The sequence below is a fragment of the Streptomyces sp. NPDC000404 genome (assembly GCF_040300365.1).
Classification (GTDB): Bacteria; Actinomycetota; Actinomycetes; order Streptomycetales; family Streptomycetaceae; genus Streptomyces; species Streptomyces ramulosus.
Genome location: NZ_JBEPDN010000022.1, coordinates 37,754 through 59,932, shown reverse-complemented (window position 1 = coordinate 59,932; position 22,179 = coordinate 37,754). Strand labels below are relative to the sequence as shown.

Here is a 22,179-nt window from a genome sequence, read left to right as displayed (position 1 = left end):
TTCGATCACGCCGGGGCCGGGGGCCGTGTACGGCGATTACCTGGGGAAATGCCGAATTACCTGACGGCGGTTTTACGTATTCGGCGGAGCGCCACTAGGGTGCCTCAGATGTTTCCGCCTGTGCCGACCTCGCGACGTGCCCTCCCCGCGGTCCGGGAGGAGGCGGATGCGCACCCGGCACCACCCTCTGGCGGGCCGGCGGCCGAACGTACCGGTGCCGGGGCGCCGGCGCCCGCGCGGGGCCGGGACGCGTTCTTCGACAATGCGAAGTACCTCGCCATCGTGCTGGTGGCGATGGGGCACGCCTGGGAGCCGCTGACCGACGGCAGCCGCGCCGCCGAGGCGCTGTACATGACGGTCTACGCCTTCCACATGCCGGCGTTCATCATCATCTCCGGCTACTTCTCGCGCAGTTTCGACATGCGCAAGGACCGGCTGCAGCGGCTGATCACCGGCGTCGCCGTCCCGTACCTCCTCTTCGAGACCGCGTACACCTTCTTCGCGCGGTGGGCGAACCACGATCCGAAGATGCCGATCAGCCTGCTCGATCCGTGGTTCCTGACGTGGTTCCTGGTCGCGCTCTTCATCTGGCGGCTGACGACGCCGCTGTGGAAGATCGTCCGCTGGCCGGTCCCGCTGGCGCTCGCCATCGCGGTCGCCGCGTCCGTCTCACCGGAGATCGGTGACGACCTCGACCTCCAGCGGGTGCTGCAGTTCCTGCCGTTCTTCGTGCTGGGGCTGAATCTGAAGCCGGAGCACTTCGCGTGGGTGCGGCGGCGGGCGGTGCGGATCGCGGCGGTGCCGGCCTTCGCCGCGGCGGTGGCCGTGGCGTACTGGGCGGCGCCCCGGATGACGTCGGCGTGGTTCTACCACCGCGACAGCGCGCAAGAGCTGGGCACCACCTGGTGGGCCGGGGCGGTGATGAGCCTGGCGCTCTTCGGGTGCTCGCTGGTGCTGACGGCGTGCTTCTACTCCTGGGTCCCGACCCGGCGGACGTGGTTCACGGCGCTGGGCGCGGGGACGCTCTACGGCTATCTGCTGCACGGCTTCCTCGCCAAGGGCTCCCGGTTCTGGGGCTGGTTCGACGACTACGCCTGGCTGCACACGCCGCTCGGGGAGATCGCGGTCACGGCGATCGCCGGTGTGGTGGTCACGGCGCTGTGCACCCCGCCGGTGCGCAAGGTCTTCCGGTTCGCGATGGAGCCGACGATGGCGTGGGCGTTCCGCAAGGACCCCGAGGACGCCCGCCGGACGGCCGCCGGGCGGAACGGGCCGGAGGCGGGCGCCCCTGCGGCGAAGGCGGACCGGGCCGACCGGGAGAGCCGCGCCGCGGCGCAGCGGTAGCCCCGAGGGCTCGTCCGGAGAAAGCCCGAAACTCCTCAATCCCCTTCTCTCATCGGCCCGTTGATGCGATGCGTCCGGGCGTGCGGGCGGTCGCCGTACCGGCTCCGGCCCGCGCTTCGGCGCGCCCGGAATCTCCTTTGGTAATCTAACTATCGACCTTTTCTTGACTCTCTCTTGACCTTCGGTGTCGATTCCTGGCGATTGTTCCGATTCTCGCCGTGCGTTGACTCCGCCCGCCTGTCCATCCGTCAGACCTTGGAGGAGCCATCGGTCACGCGCAGACCCTGATAGCCATGGGCGGGGCCTTTCTGGCCGCCGCCGTGCTCGCCCGGACCGGCCGCCGGATCGGCCTGCCCACCATCCCCCTCTTCATCCTGGCCGGGATCCTCCTCGGCCCGCACACGCCCGGCCTGGTGCTGGTCGCCGACCCGCACGACCTGGAGATGCTCTCGCTCCTCGGGCTGGTGCTGCTGCTCTTCTACCTCGGCCTCGAATTCCATGTGGACGACCTCAAGACCGGCGGCCGCAAGATGGCGCTGGCCGGGGGCGCCTATCTCGCACTGAACGTCGGCGCCGGGCTCGCCTTCGGCTTCGCGCTCGGCTGGGGCACGTCCGAGGCGCTGGTGCTCGCCGGGGTGCTGGGCATCTCCTCGTCCGCGATCGTCACCAAGGTGCTGGTCGACACGGGACGGCTGGGCAGCCCGGAGGCGAAGCCGATCCTCGGGATCATCGTCGTCGAGGACATCTTCCTGGCGCTGTACCTGGCCGCGCTCCAGCCGGTGATCTCCGGTGCGGACTCGTTCGGCGAGGCGGCGTACGACGCGGGCAAGGCCTTCGGGTTCCTGCTGCTGCTCGCCGCCGCGGCGCGGTGGGGCACCCGCGTGGTCGACCGGCTGATCGCCACCCGGGACAACGAACTCCTCGTCATCTCCTTCCTCGGCGCGGCCGTCCTGGTAGCCGGGGTCTCCGAGTGGTTCGGGGTCGCGGACGCCATCGGCGCGTTCATGGTGGGGCTGATGCTGGGCGGCACCAGCTCCGGCGACCGGATCCGGGAGCTGGTGCATCCGCTGCGGGACGCGTTCGGCGCGATCTTCTTCTTCGCGTTCGGGCTCTCCATCAACCCCGGTGACCTGCCGTCGGTGGTCGGGCCGGTGCTCGTCGCCGTCTCGCTGACGGTGGTGATGAACGTCGTCGCCGGGATGCTGGCCGCGCGGATCCACCGCTTCGGACCGCGGTCGGCTGCGGGCATCGCCACCTCGCTGCTGGCCCGCGGCGAGTTCGCGCTGATCCTGGCGACGATGGCGGCGGCCGCCGGACTCGACGAGCGGCTGTCGCCCTTCATCGCCGGATACGTCCTGATCCTCGCGGTGCTCGGGCCGCTGGCCGCCGGGCGGGCGGAGTGGCTGGCGCGGGTGCTGCCGGGTGGCCGCGCCGCCGCGGCAGAGGCGGCGGACACCACGGAGGCGGCTGCGGAGGCGGCGCCCGAGCCCGTCGGCGCTACGCGTCCCGGCAGATGAGGAGCAGCGCCCGGTCGTCGTTGACGTCCTTGGCGACCGCCTCGATCAGATGCCAGGCGGCGCCCGCGAAGCCGCCCGCGACATAGCGGTCGGCCTCGCCGGTCAGCCGGTCCATGCCCTCGGCGATGTCGCGGTCCGCGGACTCGACCAGGCCGTCGGTGAACATCATCAGGACGTCGCCGGGGCGCAGCCGGCCCTTCACCGGGTCGAACTGCGCCCCGTCGTACACCCCGAGGAGCGGGCCCTCGCCGGACTTCTCCTCCCAGCGGCCGCTGCCGGCACAGAGCTGGAGGGCCGGGAGGTGGCCGGCGGAGAGCAGTTCGTAGTCGCCGGACTCCAGGTCGAGGACGAGGTGGATGGAGGTGGCGAAGCCCTCGTCCCAGTCCTGGCGCAGCAGATAGCCGTTGGCCGCGGGCAGGAAGCTGTTCGGCGGCAGCGAGCCGAGGAGGCCGCCGAAGGCGCCGGAGAGCAGCAGGGAGCGGGAGGCCGCGTCCATGCCCTTGCCGGAGACGTCGGTGAGGACGACCTCCAGGATGTTGCCGCCCTGGGTGCGCGAGGCGACGACGAAGTCACCGGAGAACGACTGTCCGCCGGCCGGGCGCAGCGCCATCTCGTGGTGCCAGCCGTCCGGCAGCCGGGGCAGCTCGCTCTGGACCCGGATGCGTTCGCGCAGGTCGAAGAGCATGGTGCTGCCGCGGCGCCAGGGCACGCCGACCCGGCTGCGGAACTGCGCGATGAGCAGGCCGATCAGCCCGACGGCGGCGACGATCAGGACCGTGCCGGGCGTGATGCGCTCCGGTCCCTCGTCGTACGGGCCGAAGAGCGCCGCCTCCACGATCAGGGCGGTCGCGGAAGCGGCGTAGAGGGCGAGGAGGTTGGCGGGGCGCAGGAGAAGGCCGCCGGCGATCACCGGAAGGACCAATGCGGTCGGTCCGAACCATTCCGTGTGCCACAGGGTGCCGCCGCCGATGAGCGCCACCGAGAGGAGCAGCGCGGCGAGGGCGGGTCCGTCGGAGCCGTCGCCGCGGAAGTAGTCGACCCCCGCCTTGCGCACGGCGACGCGGGCCCGGTGCAGCGCCTTGTGCAGCCGGGCCGTCAGGGGTTCCGTTCCCGGGCGGCGTGTCATGTCACGGGGACTTTATCCACCCGTTCGGCGGCACGTCGATTCGCCGGACGCGCCCCGGTGTGATTGCCGGGAATCCCGTTCGAAATGCGGTCGCGCTGCCGGAGACCCTCCTGGTACAGGTGGCGTATGACGACAGAGTTGCGGGTGTTGCAGCCGGATGAAGGAGACACCTGGTACGGGAAGCTGGAGCGGGCGTTCAGCGAGGAGGAGTCCGCCGAAGAACGGGCCATGTGGCGGGAGCTGATGGAGCCCGGACGCTCCCTCGCCGCCTGGGACGACGGCGAGATCGTCGGCACCGCGGGCGCGTTCTCCTTCGGCGTGACGGTGCCGGGCGGGGCCTCGGTGCCGGCGGCCGGGGTGACGATGGTCAGCGTGCAGCCGACGCACCGCCGCCGCGGGGTGCTGACGTCGATGATGCGGCGGCAGCTGGACGACGTACGGGAGCGGGGCGAGCCGCTGGCGATGCTGACGGCGTCCGAGTCCGCGATCTACGGGCGGTTCGGGTACGGCGCGGCGACGCAGGAGATGCGGATCAAGGCCGACACCACCCGGGTGGCCCCCGCGGCCCTGCCCGGCTGCGACGACGTACGGCTGCGGCTGAAGGAGCCGGACGAGGCGCTGGCGGCGTGCGAGGCGGTCTATGCGCGGACGGTCGCGGGGCGCGCCGGGATGCTGGTGCGGCCGCCGGGCTGGGACCGGATGCTGATCCTCGACCCGGAGGACGACCGCGACGACGACGAGGGCCCGCTGCAGTGCGTGGTGGCCGAGGCCGGCGGCGAGGTGGCCGGATACGCCCGGTACTCCGTGGTGATGGACTGGGCCGAGGCCGGGGCGCAGGGCACGGTGCGGGTGCGGGACCTGGCCGCGACCGATCCGGTGGTGGGCGCGGCGCTGTGGCGCTATCTGTTCAGCATCGACCTGACGACGTGCGTGACGGCGTGGAATCTGCCGGTGGACGATCCGCTGCTGCATCTGGTCCCGGACATGCGGCGGTGTCTGATCGGGCTGCGGGAGGCGGCGTTCGTGCGGCCGGTGGAGCTGGGCGCGGCGCTGGCGGCGCGGACGTACCAGCGGCCGGTGGACACGGTGCTCCAGGTGGCCGACCCGTTCTGCCCGTGGAACGAGGGCCGCTGGCGGCTGTCCGGCGACGGCTCGGGCGCGACCTGCGAGCGGACCACCGACCCGGCCGATCTGGCGCTGTCCGTGCGGGAGCTGGGCTCGGCGTACCTGGGCGGCTTCACGCTGTCGGCGATGGCCGGGGCCGGGCGGGTGCAGGAGCTGCGGCCGGGGGCGCTGGCGGCGGCGTCGGTGGCGTTCGGCGAGGATGTCCAGCCGTGGCTGCCGCACGAGTTCTGAGCGGGGCGGGGCCGGGGCCGCGGTGACGGGCGGGGCGGGGGCCGGCGGCCGCCGAGGGGGGCCTGCGTCCGCCGGGGGCCTGCGTCCGCCGGGGCCCTGCCCCCGGGCCCTGAGTCCGCCGCGGCCCCGCCCCACGGCCCGGGCGCGGCCCGGCCCGCGCACGCCGTGCTCAGCCGCCGTGCGCCGGCTGGCAGCGCGGGCACCAGAAGAGGTTGCGGGCCGCCAGGTCGGCGGTGCGGATCTCGGTGGCGCACAGGTGGCAGGGCTGGTGGGCGCGGCGGTAGACGTACACCTCGCCGCCGTGGTCGTCGACGCGCGGCGGGCGGCCCATCGCCTCGGGCAGGTGCTCGGGCCGGACGGTGTCGATCCGGTTGTGGCGCACGCCCTCGCGCATCAGGGCGGCGAGGTCGGCCCAGATCGCGTCCCAGTCGTCGCGGGCGAGGGCCCGGCCGGGCAGGTACGGGTCGATGCCGCGGCGGAAGAGGACCTCGGCGCGGTAGACGTTGCCGACACCCGCGACGACCTTCTGGTCGAGGAGGAGCGCGGCGACGGTGGTGCGGCTGCGGGAGATGCGGCGCCAGGCCCGTTCGCCGTCGTCCCCGGGGCGCAGCGGATCGGGGCCGAGGCGGTCGTGTATCGCCTGCTTCTCGGCGTCGGTGATCAGCGCGCAGGCGGTGGGTCCGCGCAGGTCGGCGTGGTGTTCGCCGGTGGCGAGGCGGAGGCGGACGGTGTCGGCGGCGGGCGGGGCGGGGGCGGTGCCGAAGCCGAGCTTGCCGAAGAGGCCGAGGTGGATGTGGATCCAGCCGGCGGGCCCGAAGCCGAGGAAGAGGTGCTTGCCGTGGGCCTCGGCGCGCTCCAGGACCCGGCCGTCGACGAGCGCCGCCCCGGCGGCGAACCGGCCCTGCGGGCTGCTCGCGCGGACCGTCTCGCCCGCGAAGCGCTCGCGGTGGTCGAGGGCGAGGCGGTGGATGGTGTGGCCCTCGGGCATGCGGTGCGTCCTTCGAATGGGTGCGCCCGCTCCCCCGGCGGCCGGGGAAGCGGGCGGCGTCCTGGGGGCGGTCAGCCCTGGGGGTGGTGGGCCGGGATCGGGGGGAGTTCGCCGGTGGTCTCGTACGCCGAGAGCATCTCGATGCGGCGGGTGTGACGCTCCTCGCCGGAGTACGGGGTGGCGAGGAAGATCTCGACGAACTTGGTCGCCTCCTCAAGGGTATGCATCCGGCCACCGACGGAAATCACGTTTGCGTCGTTGTGCTCGCGGCCCAGCTTCGCGGTCTCCTCGCTCCAGGCCAGTGCGGCCCGGACGCCCTTGACCTTGTTGGCGGCGATCTGCTCGCCGTTGCCGGAGCCGCCGATCACGATGCCGAGGGCGTCGGCGTCGGCGGCGGTCCGCTCAGCTGCACGGAGGCAGAACGGGGGGTAGTCGTCCTGGGCGTCGTAGATGTGGGGACCGCAGTCGACGGGCTCGTGGCCGTGGGCCTTGAGCCAGTCGACGAGGTGGTTCTTGAGGTCGAAACCGGCATGGTCGGAGCCGAGATACACGCGCATGGCATGAGTGTGGCATGCGGAATGCGGCTTCGTGGCCCCGGGTCTTCGTACATATGGCGGGGAGGTTTCAGCCACTCTTCATACAGCTGAACAGGAACGGCAACGATCCGGAGTCGGATCTTCCTAAGCGGTCGGTATCGCCTGTCTAATGCGGGGACTCGAAACCGAGAACCACTGAAGGACGGTGCACATGGGCACGCACCCGCCTACCACGGACGGGCTTCAGGCAGGACTCAAGAACCGGCATCTGTCGATGATCGCCATCGGTGGCGTCATCGGAGCCGGACTGTTCGTCGGGTCCGGAGCCGGTATCAAGGCCGCCGGACCGGGCATTCTCCTCTCCTACGCACTGACCGGACTTCTGGTCGTGCTCGTCATGCGGATGCTGGGTGAGATGGCCGCGGCCTCCCCCACGTCCGGTTCGTTCTCCGCGTACGCGGACCGTGCGCTCGGCCGCTGGGCCGGGTTCACCATCGGCTGGCTGTACTGGTTCTTCTGGTCGGTCGTGCTGGCCGTCGAGGCGACCGCCGCTGCCGCGATCCTCACCAATTGGGTCCCCGCCGTCCCGCAGTGGGCGTGGGCACTGTTGGTCATGATCGTGCTGACCGGCACCAACCTGATCTCCGTCGGCTCGTTCGGCGAGTTCGAGTTCTGGTTCGCCGGTATCAAGGTCGTCGCCATCGTCGTCTTCATCATCGTCGGCGCGCTGGCCATCTTCGGTCTGCCCCCGGGCGACCACGCGGTCGGGCTGAGCAACTTCACCGGTCAGGGCGGCTTCCTGCCGAACGGCCCCGGGGCGATCCTCTCCGGCATGCTGCTGGTGGTCTTCTCCTTCATGGGCAGCGAGATCGTCACCCTGGCGGCCAGCGAGTCGCCGAACCCGGTGAAGGCCGTGCGGCAGGCCGTCAACAGCGTCATCTGGCGGATCGCGCTCTTCTACCTCGGCTCGATCGCGGTCATCGTGACGCTGCTGCCGTGGAACGACCCGAAGCTGGACGCGAGCCCGTACGTGGCCGTGCTGGAGTCGCTGGACATCCCGTACGCGGGCACCGTGATGGACGTCGTCGTGCTGACGGCGGTGCTGTCCTGTCTCAACTCGGGTCTGTACACCGCGTCCCGGATGGCCTTCTCGCTGGGTGAGCGCGGGGACGCGCCGAAGGCGTTCGCGAAGGTCAACAAGGGCGGCGTGCCGGCCGTGGCGATCTGGGCGTCGGTGGCCTTCGGCTTCGTCGCGACGATCTTCAGCTACACCTCGCCGGACACCATCTTCCAGTTCCTGCTGAACTCCTCGGGCGCCGTCGCGCTCTTCGTGTGGCTGGTCATCTGCTTCTCGCAGCTGCGGATGCGCAAGGTCATCGAGAAGGAGATGCCGGAGCGGCTGACGGTCCGGATGTGGCTGTACCCGTGGCTGACGTACGCGACGATCGCGCTGATCCTCTTCGTCGTGGGCTACATGTTCTACGACCCGGACGGCCGCAAGCAGATGGTCCTGTCCGTCGTCGCCGCCGTGGTCGTCCTCGCCGTCGGCCTGATCCTGGACCGCCGCCGTCCCCGCGAGGCCGCCGCCGTGCCGGCGCAGGCCACGCCCGCCGAGGCGCCCCAGGCCGCTCCCGCGCAGACCGCGGACCGTACGTAGCCCCCGGGCGCGTACGGCACGGAGGCACGGAGACGGGGAACGGGCCGGGCCCCGCAGTCACCACCTGGGTGAGTGCGGGGCCCGGCCCGTTCGTGTGCCCGGTGTCAGCCGCGGCGGCCGGCCAGCTTCCAGGCGGTGGGCAGGGCGCCCATCGCCAGGGCCGCCTTCAGGGCGTCGCCGATCAGGAACGGCACCATGCCGACGGCGAGCGCCTGGCCGAGGGAGATGCCGGCGCTCAGCGCGAGGTAGGGGACGCCGACGGCGTAGATCACGGCGGTGCCCGCGGCCATCGTCCCGGCGGTGCGCAGCGCGCCCCGGTCGCCGCCGCGGCGGGCCAGCGCGCCGACGACGACGGAGGCCAGCAGCATGCCCAGGACGTAGCCGAAGGTGGCGCCGCCGGGGCCGGACTTGCCCTCCGCGAACCACGGCACGCCCGCCATGCCGACCGCCGCGTACAGCGCGAGGGAGGCGAGGCCGCGGCGGGCGCCGAGCGCGGTGCCCACCAGCAGCGCGGCGAACGTCTGGCCGGTCACCGGCACCGGGGAGCCCGGTATCGGCAGGGCGATCTGGGCGGCGACGCCGGTGAGGACGGCACCCCCGGCGACCAGCGCGGCGTCACGGACGCGGGCGCGGGAGGCGGTGGCGGCGGGCAGCAGATCGGCGAGGACCGCACCGGGACGGGTGAGAGCGGCAGTGCTCATCAGAACTCCGCGAAGGTCTAAGAGATACGGACAGGTCGGACCCGATGGACGTTAGTCCAGCCCGGCCACCGCGATCATCGTGTGGCGGCGACAAAGCGGCGCCGGGCTGCTTGGAGAGTTCCGAACAACCCCCCGCCCCGCCGGGCACGGCCGCCTCTCGGAGCCTTTTCGCAGGTCACGTGATGCTCGTCACCTGACGGGCGCGCGTTTTGCGGTGGTCGCCGGGGCGGGGAAACTGTGAAGGACCAAGGCCGCGCGCGTGCGGGGCCCCGCACCGCGTGAGAGTACGAGCCATGCACGACGCACCACCCTCCTCCGGGAATCCTCCGCTCGGAGAGGGGGCCGGGGAGCGGGAACCGCTCTCCGGGGGGCTCAAGCAGCGTCATCTGACGATGCTGGGGCTGGGCGGGGTGATCGGCGCCGGGCTGTTCGTCGGCTCCGGTGCGGGCATCGCCGTGGCCGGGCCCGGCATCACGGTGTCGTACCTGATCGCCGGGGCGCTGGCGATGCTGATCATGCGGATGCTGGGCGAGATGTCGGCGGCGATGCCCGCGTCCGGGGCGTTCTCGGTGCACGCGGAGCGGGCGCTGGGCCGCTGGGCCGGGTTCAGCGTCGGCTGGCTGTACTGGTTCCTGCTGGTCGTGGTGCTCGCCGTGGAGGCGACGGGCGCGGCGCAGATCGCGCACGGCTGGGTGCCGGCGGTGCCGCAGTGGGGCTGGGTGCTCCTGTTCATGGTGGTGTTCACCGGCGCCAATCTCGCCGCGGTGAAGAACTTCGGCGAGTTCGAGTTCTGGTTCGCCACGCTGAAGGTCACCGCGATCGTGCTCTTCCTGGTGCTGAGCCTGCTGGCGATCTTCGGGGTGCTGCCGGACACCGAGCCGGTGGGGCTGGCCAATCTGACCGGTCAGGGCGGCTTCCTGCCGCGCGGCTGGTCCGGGGTGGTCTCCGGGGTGCTGGCGGTGGTGTTCGCGTTCGGCGGTCTGGAGGTCGTCACCATCGCGGCGGCGGAGTCGGACGATCCGGCGCGCGCGGTGGGCCGGGCGGTGCGCAGCGCGGTGTGGCGCATCCTCTTCTTCTACGTCGGCTCGATGCTGGTGATCGTCACGCTGCTGCCGTGGTCGAAGCTGGTGCCGGGGAAGAGCCCGTATGTCGCGGTGCTCGACCACATCGGGATCCCGGGCGCCGGGCTGATCATGAACATCGTGGTGTTCGTGGCGCTGCTGTCGGCGCTGAACGCCAACCTCTACGGCGCCTCCCGGATGATCTTCTCGCTGGCGGAGCGGGGCGAGGCACCGCGCGGGCTGCTGACGGTGGCGGGCGGCGGGGTGCCGCGGCGGGCGGTGCTGGCGTCGGTGGCGTTCGGCTTCGTGTCGGTGCTGCTGAATCTCGAGTGGCCGGATTCGGTTTTCCTCTATCTGCTGAACGCGGTCGGCGCGGTGCTGCTCTTCGTCTGGGCGCTGATCGCCGTCTCGCAGCTGCGGCTGCGACGGCGGATCGAGCAGGAGGCGCCGGAGAAGCTGACCTTGCGGATGTGGGCGTTCCCCTATCTGACCTGGGCCGCACTGGCGGGGATGGCCGCGGTGCTGGTGCTGATGCTCAGGGACGCCACCGCGCGGCCGCAGCTGCTGTGGTCGGCGGGGGCCACCGCGCTGGTCCTGTTGGTCGCCGGGGTCCGGGAAGTGCGCGGGCGGCCGTACCGGCGCTGAGGCGGAGTTCTGCCGCCATGTGGGGCCTTGTGGTGGCATACCACGATGACCTGGACACGGACGGTCACGATCGCGTCTGAATACCGAACATTCGCTGCATGCCTGTTGCCCTGAGCGGACACCGACGCCCAAACTGAGCGCGCTTCACCGAGGACCCCTCGTTTACGCGCCATGCGCAGGGCCGTGCGCGCCTGCCGTCGCGGGCGGGGGGCCGGGGGTCGGCGGCGGAGGCGTACAGGTCGCAGCCCCGGGAGAACGCAGGTTCCGCTCCGCTCTCACCACTGGGACAGGTACGACATGAATGGGATACCTCCGTCCGCCGCGACCGCGCGCGAGCGGTCCGACGCGGGCCAGGGAGGCGACGGCGGCACCCCGCTGTCCAACGGCCTCAAGCAGCGCCATCTGTCGATGATCGCCCTGGGCGGGGTGATCGGCGCGGGGCTGTTCGTCGGCTCCGGTGCGGGCATCGCCGCCGCCGGGCCGTCGATCGTGCTCGCCTACGCGGTGTCCGGCGCGCTGGTCATGCTGATCATGCGGATGCTGGGTGAGATGGCCGCGGCCAACCCGGCGTCCGGCTCGTTCTCGGTGCACGCCGGGCGGTCGATCGGGCCGTGGGCCGGGTTCACCGCGGGCTGGATGTTCACCGCGCTGCTGTGCGTGGCGGTGGCCGCCGAGGCGATCGGCGCGGCGGGCATCATGACGCAGTGGTTCCCGGGCACCCAGACGTGGATGTGGGTGCTGCTCTTCATGGTGATCTTCTGCGGCACCAACCTCGCGGCGGTCAGCAACTTCGGTGAGTTCGAGTTCTGGTTCGCCGCCCTGAAGGTCGCCGCGATCGGCATCTTCCTGATCCTGGGCCTGCTGGCGATCTTCGGCGCGCTGCCGGGCACCGCCGCGCCGGGCGCCTCCCACCTCACCGGCGACGGCGGCTTCCTGCCCAAGGGCGTGGACGGCCTGATGGTCGGCCTGCTCGCGTCGGTCTTCGCGTACGGCGGTCTGGAGACGGTGACGATCGCCGCCGCCGAGTCGAAGGACCCGGTGCGCGGTGTGGCACGGGCGGTGCGGACCGCGATGTGGCGGATCGCCCTCTTCTACGTCGGCTCGATGGCGATCATCGTCACCGTCATCCCGTGGAGCGAGCCCTCCATCACCAAGAGCGGCCCCTACGTCGCCGTCCTCGACTACCTGGACATCCCGGCGGCCGGGCAGATCATGAACGTGGTCATCCTGGTGGCGCTGCTGTCCGCGATGAACGCCAACATCTACGGCTCGTCGCGGATGGCGTTCTCGCTGACCTCGCGCGGGCAGGGTCCGGCGTTCCTCGGCAAGGTCAGCGGCGGGGTGCCGCGCCGCGCGGTGGTGCTCTGCTCGGCGTTCGGCTTCCTCGCGGTGCTCTTCAGCTTCTGGTGGCCGACGACGGTCTTCCAGTGGCTGCTCAACATGGTCGGCGCCGCGGTGCTGGTGGTGTGGGGCTTCATCGCCGCCGCCCAGCTGCGGATGCGCCGGCAGCTGGAGCGGGAGGCGCCCGAGAAGCTGGTCGTGAAGATGTGGGCGTTCCCGTTCCTGACCTGGGTGGCGCTGGCCGGTATCGCGGCGGTGCTGCTGCTGATGCTGCGCGATGAGAACCAGCGCATCCAGCTGCTGTTCACCGGCGGGTTCGCGCTGGTGCTGGCCGTGATCGGGCTGCTGCGCTCGAAGCTGGGCCGTACGCCCGTGGAGGGCGAGCGGCCCGCGGCCGGCTGACCGGACCGCACGCACCGCGCGAGGCGGGGCGGGACTCCTCCGGGGGTCTGGCCCCGCCTCCGTCTTTGGGACCAGACGCCCCGCCCTTGCCGCGCCGGTGATCACCCCGGCTGGTAGCGTAGCGAACGTTCTTGCACACCAATTGCAATAGCTCCCTGTTGCAATAAGAAGGCGTAAGCAGTTGGAGAGGCTGGGCACATGGCGACCTACACCCTTCCGGAGCTCCCCTACGACTACTCGGCGCTGGCCCCGGTCATCAGCCCCGAGATCATCGAGCTGCACCACGACAAGCACCACGCGGCCTATGTGAAGGGTGCGAACGACACCCTGGAGCAGCTCGCCGAGGCCCGCGACAAGGAGCAGTGGGGCGGCATCAACGGGCTGGAGAAGAACCTCGCGTTCCACCTCTCCGGGCACATCCTGCACAGCATCTACTGGCACAACATGAGCGGTGACGGCGGCGGCGAGCCGGACGCCAAGGACGGCGTGGGCGAGCTGGCCGACGCCATCGCCGAGAGCTTCGGCTCGTACGCGGGCTTCAAGGCGCAGCTGACGAAGGCCGCCGCCACCACGCAGGGCTCCGGCTGGGGCGTGCTCGCCTACGAGCCGGTCAGCGGCCGGCTGATCGTCGAGCAGATCTACGACCACCAGGGCAACGTCGGCCAGGGCTCCGTGCCGATCCTGGTCTTCGATGCCTGGGAGCACGCCTTCTACCTGCAGTACAAGAACCAGAAGGTCGACTTCATCGAGGCGATGTGGCAGGTCGTCAACTGGCAGGACGTGGCCAAGCGCTACGCCGCCGCCAAGGAGCGCGCCAACACGCTGCTGCTGGCGCCGTGACACCCCTCATGCGTCCTGCCTCGTGATCGTCTTCTCAACCTTCACCCGGCAGGCGGATAAACGGCAGGGCCCCGCGAGGACGTGACTCGCGGGGCCCTGCCCATGCCCGGGGGCGTCAGTCGAAGACCGGACCGGCCGTGCGGGTCCGCTTGATCTCGTAGAAGCCGGGGACGGAGGCGACCATCAGGGTGCCGTCCCACAGCTTGGCGGCCTCCTCGCCCTTGGGGGCGGGCGTGACGACCGGGCCGAAGAACGCGATCTGCTCGCCGTCCGCGCCGGGCACCGCGATGACCGGCGTGCCGACGTCCTGGCCGACCAGCTCGATGCCCTCCTTGTGGGAGGCGCGCAGCGCGGTGTCGTACGCATCCGAGTCCGCGGCGTCGATCAGCTCGGCGGGCAGCCCCGCGTCGGCGAGGGCGGCCGTGATCGCGGCGCGGTCGCGGCCCATGCCCTCGTTGTGCATACGGGTGCCGAGGGCGGTGTAGAGCGGGCCGAGGACCTCGCTGCCGAAGCGCTGCTCGGCGGCGATGCAGACGCGCACCGGGGCCCAGGAGAAGCCGCCGGGCCGCATCGCCTCGGCGTACTCCGGCGGGAGTTCGTCGAGGCGGTTCTCGTTGAGCACCGCGAGGCTCATGACGTGCCAGCGGACCTCGATGGGGCGGAGCTTCTCCACCTCCAGCATCCAACGGGAGGTCATCCAGGCCCAGGGGCACAGCGGATCGAACCAGAAGTCGGCGGGGGTCTTCGCGGTGTCGGACACAGACTCTCCTCGGGTGCGGTGGGTGCCGTGGCATGCGCCGGTCGGCGCCCGCTTCAACAGAGATCGGGCGTGCCATGATTCCCGTGTTCGACCGGTGGACCACGGAACCGGAAGAAGACGACGAACAGGACGAAGGAGTCAGAGCGTGCCAGGTGAGAATCTGTCCCGGGACGAGGCCCACGAGCGCGGACGGCTGCTGAGCGTCGACGGGTACGACGTGGCGCTGGACGTCCGGTCGGCGGTGAAGGGGGAGGACACCTTCCGCTCGCTGACCACGATCCGCTTCCGCTGCGCCGAGCCGGGCGCCACCACCTTCGCGGATCTGCTGGCGCCGTCGGTGACGTCGGTGACGCTGAACGGCACGGTCCTGGACCCGTCGGCGGTCTTCGACGGCACCCGCATCACGCTCGCGGACCTCGCGGCGGAGAACACCCTGACCGTCGACGCGCAGTGCGCCTACAGCCGCACCGGCGAGGGGCTGCACCGCTTCGTGGACCCCGAGGACGGCGAGGTCTACCTCTACACGCAGTACGAACCCGCCGACGCCCGCCGGGTCTTCGCCAACTTCGAACAGCCCGACCTCAAGGCGCCGTTCACCTTCGAGGTGACCGCGCCCGAGGAGTGGCTGGTGCTCAGCAACGGCGCCGAGGAGGGCGAGCCGTCCGGCGGCCGCCACCGCTTCGCGACGACCCGGCCGATCTCCACCTACATCACCGCGGTGGTCGCCGGTCCCTACCACTACGAGCGCGACACCTACCGGCGGACGTTCGAGGACGGCACGGAGCTGACCGTCCCGCTGGGCGCGCTCTGCCGCAAGGGGCTGGCCAAGCACTTCGACGCGGACGACGTCTTCACCGTCACCAAGCAGGGCCTGGACTTCTTCCACGACCACTTCGACTACCCGTACCCGTTCGGCAAGTACGACCAGGCGTTCGTCCCGGAGTACAACATCGGGGCGATGGAGAACCCGGGGTGCGTGACGTTCCGCGAGGAGTTCGTCTTCCGCGGCAAGGTCACCGACGCGGCGTACGAGCGCCGGGCCAACGTCATCCTGCACGAGATGGCGCACATGTGGTTCGGCGACCTCGTCACCATGGAGTGGTGGGACGACCTGTGGCTCAAGGAGTCGTTCGCGGACTTCATGGGCGCGCTGTCGCTGGTGGAGGCGACGCGCTTCGAGGGCGGCTGGATCACCTTCGCCAACAACCGCAAGGCCTGGGCCTACCGCGCCGACCAGCTGCCCTCCACCCACCCGGTCACCGCCGACATCCGTGACCTGGAGGACGCCAAGCTCAACTTCGACGGCATCACGTACGCCAAGGGCGCCTCCGTCCTCAAGCAGCTGGTGGCGTACGCGGGGCGGGACGCGTTCCTGGAGGGCGCCCGCCGCTACTTCAAGCGGCACGCCTACGGCAACACCCGGCTGACCGATCTGCTGTCGGTGCTGGAGGAGACCTCCGGCCGCGACATGGCCGCCTGGTCGCGCGCCTGGCTGCAGACCGCCGGGGTCAACGCGCTGACCCCGCAGGTCACCTATGACGCCCAGGACCGCATCACCGAGCTGGCCGTCCTCCAGGAAGCCGCCGCCTCCCACCCGGAGCTGCGGCCGCACCGGGTGGCGGTCGGCCTCTACCGGCGCGAGGACGCGACCGGTTCGCTGGTGCGCTACGCCCGCGCCGAGGTCGACGTCGCGGGGCCGCACACCGTCGTCACGGAGCTGGCGGGCGCCGAGCGGCCCGAGCTGATCCTGGTCAACGACGAGGACCTGACGTACTGCAAGATCCGCTTCGACGAGGGCTCGCTCGACACCCTCCGCGCCCGCCTGGGCGACCTCACCGACCCCATGGCCCGCGCCCTGTGCTGGGCGGCGGTGTGGGGGCTGACCCGCGACGGGCTGATGCCGGCCCGCGACTACCTGGACCTGGTGCTGCGGTTCGCCGGGCGGGAGAGCGACATCGGCGTGCTCCAGACGCTGCACGGGCAGGCGCAGACGGCGCTGCAGTCGTACACCGCGCCGGAGCACCGGGAGGCCGCGACCCGGGCGCTGGCCGAGGGCGCGCTGCACGAGCTGCGGCTCGCGGCGCCGGGCAGCGACCACCAGCTGGCCTGGGCCCGCCACTTCGCCGCGGTCGCCACCCAGCCGTCCGACCTGCAGCTGCTGCGCGGACTGCTGGACGGCACCGCGCGGATCGACGGTCTCGACGTGGACCAGGAGCTGCGCTGGACGTTCCTGGCGTCGCTGGCGTCGCAGGACGCGGCCGACGCCGCCGCCGTCGAGGCCGAGCTGTCCCGCGACGACACCGCGTCCGGCAAGCGGCACCAGGTCCGCTGCCTGGCCGCCCGCCCGGACGCCGGCGTCAAGGCGCGGGCGTGGGCGGACGTGGTGGAGTCGGACACCCTGTCCAACGCGCTGGTGGAGGCCACCATCAGCGGCTTCGCCCGGCCCGGCCAGAGCGAGCTGCTGGCGCCGTACGGCGAGCGGTACTTCGCGGCGATCGAGCGGATCTGGCAGGAGCGGTCGATCGAGATCGGCATGGCCGTGGTCCGCGGGCTCTTCCCGTTCTGGCAGATCGAGCAGGCCACGCTGGACGCCACCGACGCCTGGCTGACGGGCCACGCGGACGCCGCACCGGCGCTGCGCCGCCTGGTGTCGGAGCAGCGCGACGACCTGGCACGGGCGCTGCGGGCCCGGGCCTGCGACGCGGCGGCGGGCGCCCGGGGGTGACCTCCCGGCCGGGCCGGACCGGGCCGGACCGCGGCGGGCCGGTGGCCTGCGGCGGGGCCGGCTCGGTGTCCGGCTCGGTGCCGGGGCGTGGCTCGCGTCCGGTCCGGCGTCGGGGCGTGGCTCGCGTCCGGCCCGGCGTCGGGGCGTGGCTCGCGTCCGGACCCGGCGCAGGGCCGGACGCGGCGTGGGCCCCCGGCCCGTCCCGCGTCCCCCTGCCGCTCCCCCGCCGCCCCGAACATCCCCCGGACCGAACACCCGTCCATCTGAACGGAGTTGTCCGCTTCCTGCCACAGGTGTGTAACAACCGTGAGCGGGCGCCCCGCGCACGGGAAAAGTGCCGGGCATGACCCAGGACACCCCGCTCTCCCCGCTCCCCCGCACCGACGCCGGCAGCCCGCTGGTCACCGCGCACCGGTTGCGCGAGCGCGGCGTCACGGCCGCCGAGACCGCCGGACGCTGCCGCCCCGGCGGCCCCTGGCGCGAGGTGCTGCCCGGCGTGTACCTGCTGCACCCGGGGCCGCCGTCCACCGAGGAGCGGCTGCGCGCCGCCGTGCTCTACGCGACGGAGCGCGGCCCGTCGGTCCCCTGCCAGGGCGGCGGGGTGCGGCCGGGCGCGCGGGCGATGCTGACCGGCCCGGCGGCGCTGGCGCTGCACGGCGTCGCCGCCGCTCCCCCGCTGCCCTCGCTCAACCGGCTGCACGTCCTGGTGGGCCACGGCCGGCGGCTGCCCTCGGCCGGTTTCGCGCGGGTCGTGCGGTCCGCGGAGCTGCCCGGGGCCGAGGAGGTCGACGGGCTGCCGGTCGCCCCGGTGGCGCGGGCGCTCGCCGACACGGTGGCGACGCTGACGGACGCGGCGGCGGTGCGGCACCTGGTGACGGAGGCGGTGCGCGACGGGCACGCCGAGGCGGCCACGGTCGTCGGCGAGCTGCGCCGGGCGCGGCTGGCGGAGCGCCCGCACGTGGTGGACACGGTGGCGCTGCTGCTGGCCGGGGACCGGGCCCGCGCCGAGGACCGGCTCTACGCGCTGGTCCGCGACCACGGACTGCCGGACCCGCTGTGGAACGTCGGGCTGCGGCTGCCGGACGGCCCGCACCTGGGCGGGGTGGACGCGTACTGGCCCGCCGAGGCGGTCGCGGTGGAGATCGACACGGCGGCGCCCGACGGCGACGGCACGCTGCCCGGCGCGGCCTGGACCCGTAAGCGCGAGCGGCTGGACCTGCTGGGCATCACGGTGGTCCGCTGCACCCCCGAGGGCCTGCGCCGCGCCCCCGCCGAGCAGGCGGTCGTGATGCGTACGGCCCTGATGGCGGCGGGCGACCGGGACCCGGCGACGGTGGTGATCGCGCCGCGGTAGCGCACCGCGGGCCCGGGCCCCGCACCGCTCAGGCGCGGATCCGGTAGCAGACCCCGGCCCGCAGCGGGCCCTCGGGGACGGTGGGGTCGGTGTAGTCGTCGGCCGGGTCGCGGACCATGCCGAGGCGTTCCATCACGGCGCGGGAGCGGGTGTTGGCGGCGGTGGTCAGCGCCAGGATCTCGGTCAGGCCGAGCGTGGTGAAGCCGAAGTCGAGGCAGGCGCGGCCGGCCTCGGTGGCGTAGCCGTGGCCCCAGGCGTGGCGGGCCAGCCGCCAGCCGACCTCCACGCCGTGGAAGGGCAGGCTCCCCTCCTCGACCAGGTCGAACCCGGCGAAGCCGAGGAACGCGCCGCCCGCCTGCTCCTCGACCGCCCACCAGCCGTAGCCGCGCGCGGCGAACGCGGCGCGGAAGCGGGCCACGGAGGCGTCGCTCTCCTCGCGGGTGAGCGGGCCGCCCAGATGGCGGCGGACCTCCGGATCGGCGTTCATCGCCGCCCAGGGGGCGAGGTCGGACTCCCGCCACTCGCGCAGCAGCAGACGGGCGGTGTGCAGACGGGGTACGGACGAAGTGGCGGCCATCCGGCCAGCCAAGGGCGGTGCGGGCCGGGTGTCCAGCGATTTTCGGGACGGGCGGCGGGCCACGGACGCGGAAGCCCCGACCGTGCCCCTGCCGGAGCGCACCGCCCCCTCACCGCCGCCGCAGCACCAGCTCCAGGTTCCGGTCGGTGGCCTCCCCGGCCAGGTCCTTGCGGGCCTTGGGGGCGTTGGCGGCCAGTTCCCGGTAGAGGGCGGCGAGGCCGGTCTGCGAGAGGTCGGCGGGGTCGGCGCGGTGCGGGGCCGCCGACTCGACGAGGGTGGTGAAGAGCGACAGCGTGCCGTCGTGGTTGTCGGTCAGCTCGATGACCCGGGCGAGCTGCGGGAAGTCGATGTGGGAGGCGGTGGAGACCTCCCAGAAGCCCGGGTGGGCGGTGACCTCGTTCTTGTGGCTGTGGCCGTTGATCCAGGCGACGATGGACGGGTGCGCGGAGAACAGCGCGGCCAGCTCGGCGCCGGTGTGCCGCCTCTCGCGGGGGCGGGCCGGGTCGGGGCGGGTGTTGTCCATCGTCGCGGAGGTGTGGTGGCTGAAGACCAGCACGTGCCGGGCGCCGCCGCGCTCGTTCTCCGCCAGCGTCCGGCGCAGCCAGGCGAACTGCTCGGCGCCGACGGAGCCGGTGTAGTGGCCGGCCGGGTCGGTGGTGTCGAGGCTGATGCCGAGGACGTCGTCGGCGACCGGGAAGGTGTAGTACAGGCGCCCGTCGGCGAGGTGGCCGGCGGTGTAGCCGTGGCCGTGCGGGCCCGGGCCGGTGTGGGCCGGGTCGAGGTGGGCGCGCAGGTACTCGGCGCGGGTGAACGGCGCCCGCCGCGGGTCCGGGGTGACGTGCCGGGCCTTCTTCGCCTGGGAGCGCAGCAGCTCCTTGAAGTCCTCGCCGCGCGGGTCGAGGCCCTTGCGGACGGCCTTCCAGACCTGGGCGGCGCGGTCGGCGGGGAGCGTCTCCAGCTTGCGGTCGCCGGTGGCGACGGCGGTGAAGAACGGGTCGCCGGGCGCGTAGCAGCCGCCGGGCAGGGAGTCGTGGTTGCCGACGGTGGAGTACCACGGCATCCGCAGCCCGGGGCTGTGGACGGGGCGGATCGCCGCGTCCAGGAAACCGTCGATGCGCGGGAAGCCGAGGCGCTTGTCGGCGTCGCGCAGCGCGCTGCCGGGCTGCCAGTAGAGGGCGAGCCCGCTGTCCTGGACGCCTTCGTAGCGGCGCGGGTCCCCGGAGTTCGGGGTGATCCGGCCGCCGCTCATGGCGGTGAGGAACCACTCCAGCTCCAGGCGGGAGTTGTTGTCGGTGTTGTCGCCGGTGGTCATGGTGAAGGCGAGGGGCGCACCGGTCGCGGGCCCGCCGGGCAGCGCGTTGACCCGCTCGATGAGCGAGACGACCCCGGCGACGGAGAGCGCCTCCTGCGGCCGCCAGGCGCTGGCCGTCTCGGCGCGCAGGTACTCGTACCGCAGCGGGCTCTGCACATCGACCAGGTGCAGGTCGGTGAAGTGCACGAACGAGGCGAGCGCGGTGCGCCGCCGGGCGCGCCCGGGGTGGGCCGCGGCCAGCTCGGTGCGGACCAGCCGCCGCCAGCCGGGGCCGTCGCCGAGGTGCCGGTAGCCGCCGGTGCCGTGCGGGGTGGCGACGGAGGTGAGCGTGGTGCCCCGGGTGTAGGGGACGGGGGGCACGGCCGGGGCGTCGACGGGGACGGGCGCCACGGGGGCGCGGCCGCCCGGGGGTGTGGCGGCAGCGGCGGGCCTCTCGCCGCCGCCGAAGGCGAGGCCGAGTCCGGCGGCGGCGCCGACCGCGCCGGTGGCGGCGAGGAAGGCGCGGCGGTCGAGGGCGGAGGCGGCGGACCGTGTGCGGGACATGCGCGGACTCCCCGGTTGCGTGGGCGCGGGCGGCCGGGCAGCTCAACTGCCCGCTCTCCGGGGATGCTTGGCAGCGGGGGTGTCGGCGGCGTGAACGCCACCGCAACAGCCGTGGCCCATCACCGCACAGGGATCACCGCGCCGCGCGGCCCGCTCCCGTGCCGTGTGAGGGCCGTGGTGACGCAGGCCACGTACAGGCCACGTATCGGAACGGATTGGACAAGGCGACGGGGTTCCCACACATGATGGGGACACTTCTGAGCAGGTGTTCCACTGAGAAGCACCGATGTCAGGTCAGGAAAGAGGGAGTTCCATGAGGATCGGAATCGTCGGAGCCACCGGCCAGGTCGGCGGCGTGATGCGGGGCATTCTCGCCGAGCGGAAGTTCCCGGTCGAGCAGCTGCGCCTGTTCGCCTCGGCGCGCTCCGCCGGGCGCACCCTGCCCTGGCAGGACACCGAGATCACGATCGAGGACGCCGCCACCGCCGACTTCTCCGGCCTGGACATCGTGCTGTTCTCCGCGGGCGGGGCGACCTCCAAGGCGCTGGCGCCGAAGGTCGCGGCCTCCGGCCCCGTCGTGATCGACAACTCCTCCGCCTGGCGCCGTGACCCCGAGGTCCCGCTGGTGGTCTCCGAGGTCAACCCGTCGGCGGTCACCGAGCGCCCCAAGGGCATCATCGCCAACCCGAACTGCACCACCATGGCCGCGATGCCGGTGCTGCGCCCGCTGCACGACGAGGCCGGTCTCCTCTCGCTGGTCGCCGCCACCTACCAGGCGGTCTCCGGCAGCGGTCTGGCCGGCGTCGAGGAGCTGAACGGGCAGGTCCGCAAGGCCGTCGAGCAGGACGCCACCCGTCTGACGCACGACGGTGCGGCCGTGGAGTTCCCCGAGCCGGAGAAGTACGTCGCCCCGATCGCGTTCAACGTCCTGCCGATGGCCGGGGCGATCGTCGACGACGGGCTGCACGAGACCGACGAGGAGCAAAAGCTCCGCCACGAGAGCCGCAAGATCCTCGGCATCCCGGAGCTGAAGGTCTCCGGTACCTGCGTGCGGGTCCCGGTCTTCACCGGCCACTCCCTCCAGCTCAACGCCCGCTTCGCCCGCCCGCTGAGCGTGGCCCGCGCCCAGGAGCTGCTGGCCGCCGCCCCCGGCGTCGCCCTCTCCGACGTGCCGACCCCGCTCCAGGCCGCCGGTGCGGACGTCTCCTTCGTGGGCCGCATCCGCGAGGACGAGACCGCCGAGAACGGCCTGGCGCTGTTCGTCTCCGGCGACAACCTCCGCAAGGGCGCCGCCCTCAACGCCGTCCAGATCGCCGAACTGGTCGCGGCGGAGCTGCGGGGCTGAGCGGTCCGCCGTGCGTCACGGGGCGCCTGCCGGGAGAGCCTCCCGGCAG

At 72.7% G+C, this 22,179-nt stretch carries 17 protein-coding genes; 10 read left to right on the top strand and 7 right to left on the bottom strand.

The window, feature by feature from the left end; all coding sequences use genetic code 11:
• Positions 1-108: 108 nt before the first annotated feature.
• Complete coding sequence (locus tag ABT345_RS32245) at positions 109-1,344, top strand: acyltransferase family protein (RefSeq protein ID WP_345084145.1); 1,236 nt, start codon at positions 109-111, stop codon at positions 1,342-1,344.
• Positions 1,345-1,637: 293 nt separating this feature from the next.
• Positions 1,638-2,861: a cation:proton antiporter gene (locus ABT345_RS32240; protein WP_345084148.1), complete on the top strand. Its 1,224-nt coding sequence runs from the start codon at positions 1,638-1,640 to the stop codon at positions 2,859-2,861.
• Here ABT345_RS32240 and ABT345_RS32235 read toward each other — a convergent pair.
• Positions 2,842-3,987: a SpoIIE family protein phosphatase gene (locus ABT345_RS32235; RefSeq protein WP_345084151.1), complete on the bottom strand. Its 1,146-nt coding sequence runs from the start codon at positions 3,985-3,987 to the stop codon at positions 2,842-2,844. The genes ABT345_RS32240 and ABT345_RS32235 overlap by 20 nt on opposite strands.
• 126 nt (positions 3,988-4,113) lie before the next feature.
• Here ABT345_RS32235 and ABT345_RS32230 point away from each other — a divergent pair, with 126 nt between their 5' ends.
• Positions 4,114-5,343, top strand: a complete 1,230-nt coding sequence (locus ABT345_RS32230) for a GNAT family N-acetyltransferase (RefSeq protein ID WP_345084154.1) — start codon at positions 4,114-4,116, stop codon at positions 5,341-5,343.
• Positions 5,344-5,512: 169 nt separating this feature from the next.
• On the opposite strand, the gene ABT345_RS32225 is transcribed toward ABT345_RS32230, so the two are convergent.
• Together ABT345_RS32225 and ABT345_RS32220 are read right to left on the bottom strand one after the other, a co-directional pair.
• Positions 5,513-6,331, bottom strand: a complete 819-nt coding sequence (locus ABT345_RS32225; protein ID WP_345084157.1) for an Fpg/Nei family DNA glycosylase — start codon at positions 6,329-6,331, stop codon at positions 5,513-5,515.
• A 71-nt stretch (positions 6,332-6,402) separates the two neighbouring features.
• Positions 6,403-6,888 (bottom strand): ribose-5-phosphate isomerase, encoded by a 486-nt coding sequence (locus ABT345_RS32220; protein ID WP_345084160.1) that lies wholly within the window; start codon positions 6,886-6,888, stop codon positions 6,403-6,405.
• 190 nt (positions 6,889-7,078) lie between these two features.
• Between ABT345_RS32220 and ABT345_RS32215 the strand changes: the two genes are divergently transcribed.
• Positions 7,079-8,524, top strand: a complete 1,446-nt coding sequence (locus tag ABT345_RS32215; RefSeq protein WP_345084163.1) for an amino acid permease — start codon at positions 7,079-7,081, stop codon at positions 8,522-8,524.
• A 104-nt stretch (positions 8,525-8,628) separates the two neighbouring features.
• On the opposite strand, the gene ABT345_RS32210 is transcribed toward ABT345_RS32215, so the two are convergent.
• Positions 8,629-9,225, bottom strand: a complete 597-nt coding sequence (locus ABT345_RS32210; RefSeq protein WP_345084166.1) for a biotin transporter BioY — start codon at positions 9,223-9,225, stop codon at positions 8,629-8,631.
• Between the two features lie 293 nt (positions 9,226-9,518).
• On the opposite strand from ABT345_RS32210, the gene ABT345_RS32205 reads away from it, so the two are divergent.
• The 3 genes from ABT345_RS32205 to ABT345_RS32195 all read left to right on the top strand — a co-directional run bounded on the left by ABT345_RS32205 (position 9,519) and on the right by ABT345_RS32195 (position 13,514).
• The gene (locus tag ABT345_RS32205) at positions 9,519-10,931 is read left to right on the top strand and encodes an amino acid permease (RefSeq protein WP_345084169.1); all 1,413 of its coding nucleotides are present in this window, start codon (positions 9,519-9,521) and stop codon (positions 10,929-10,931) included.
• Positions 10,932-11,228: 297 nt separating this feature from the next.
• Positions 11,229-12,674, top strand: coding sequence for an amino acid permease (locus tag ABT345_RS32200; protein WP_345084172.1), 1,446 nt, complete (start codon positions 11,229-11,231; stop codon positions 12,672-12,674).
• Between the two features lie 198 nt (positions 12,675-12,872).
• On the top strand, positions 12,873-13,514 hold the full coding sequence (locus tag ABT345_RS32195) for a superoxide dismutase (protein ID WP_345084175.1): 642 nt from the start codon (positions 12,873-12,875) through the stop codon (positions 13,512-13,514).
• A 115-nt stretch (positions 13,515-13,629) separates the two neighbouring features.
• On the opposite strand, the gene ABT345_RS32190 is transcribed toward ABT345_RS32195, so the two are convergent.
• On the bottom strand, positions 13,630-14,274 hold the full coding sequence (locus ABT345_RS32190) for a mycothiol-dependent nitroreductase Rv2466c family protein (RefSeq protein WP_345084178.1): 645 nt from the start codon (positions 14,272-14,274) through the stop codon (positions 13,630-13,632).
• A gap of 145 nt (positions 14,275-14,419) precedes the next feature.
• Between ABT345_RS32190 and pepN the strand changes: the two genes are divergently transcribed.
• Positions 14,420-16,999, top strand: a complete 2,580-nt coding sequence (pepN, locus tag ABT345_RS32185) for an aminopeptidase N (protein ID WP_345084181.1) — start codon at positions 14,420-14,422, stop codon at positions 16,997-16,999.
• 343 nt (positions 17,000-17,342) lie between these two features.
• The gene (locus ABT345_RS32180) at positions 17,343-18,353 is read left to right on the top strand and encodes a hypothetical protein (RefSeq protein ID WP_345084184.1); all 1,011 of its coding nucleotides are present in this window, start codon (positions 17,343-17,345) and stop codon (positions 18,351-18,353) included.
• Between the two features lie 28 nt (positions 18,354-18,381).
• Here the strand turns inward: ABT345_RS32180 and ABT345_RS32175 are convergent, their stop codons facing one another.
• Together ABT345_RS32175 and ABT345_RS32170 are read right to left on the bottom strand one after the other, a co-directional pair.
• Positions 18,382-18,930 carry a GNAT family N-acetyltransferase gene (locus ABT345_RS32175; RefSeq protein WP_345084187.1) on the bottom strand — a complete coding sequence of 183 codons (549 nt, stop codon included), beginning with the start codon at positions 18,928-18,930 and terminating at the stop codon, positions 18,382-18,384.
• A gap of 109 nt (positions 18,931-19,039) precedes the next feature.
• Positions 19,040-20,785, bottom strand: a complete 1,746-nt coding sequence (locus tag ABT345_RS32170; protein ID WP_345084190.1) for a TIGR03767 family metallophosphoesterase — start codon at positions 20,783-20,785, stop codon at positions 19,040-19,042.
• A 313-nt stretch (positions 20,786-21,098) separates the two neighbouring features.
• Between ABT345_RS32170 and ABT345_RS32165 the strand changes: the two genes are divergently transcribed.
• Positions 21,099-22,130, top strand: a complete 1,032-nt coding sequence (locus ABT345_RS32165) for an aspartate-semialdehyde dehydrogenase (RefSeq protein ID WP_345084192.1) — start codon at positions 21,099-21,101, stop codon at positions 22,128-22,130.
• Positions 22,131-22,179 lie beyond the last annotated feature (49 nt).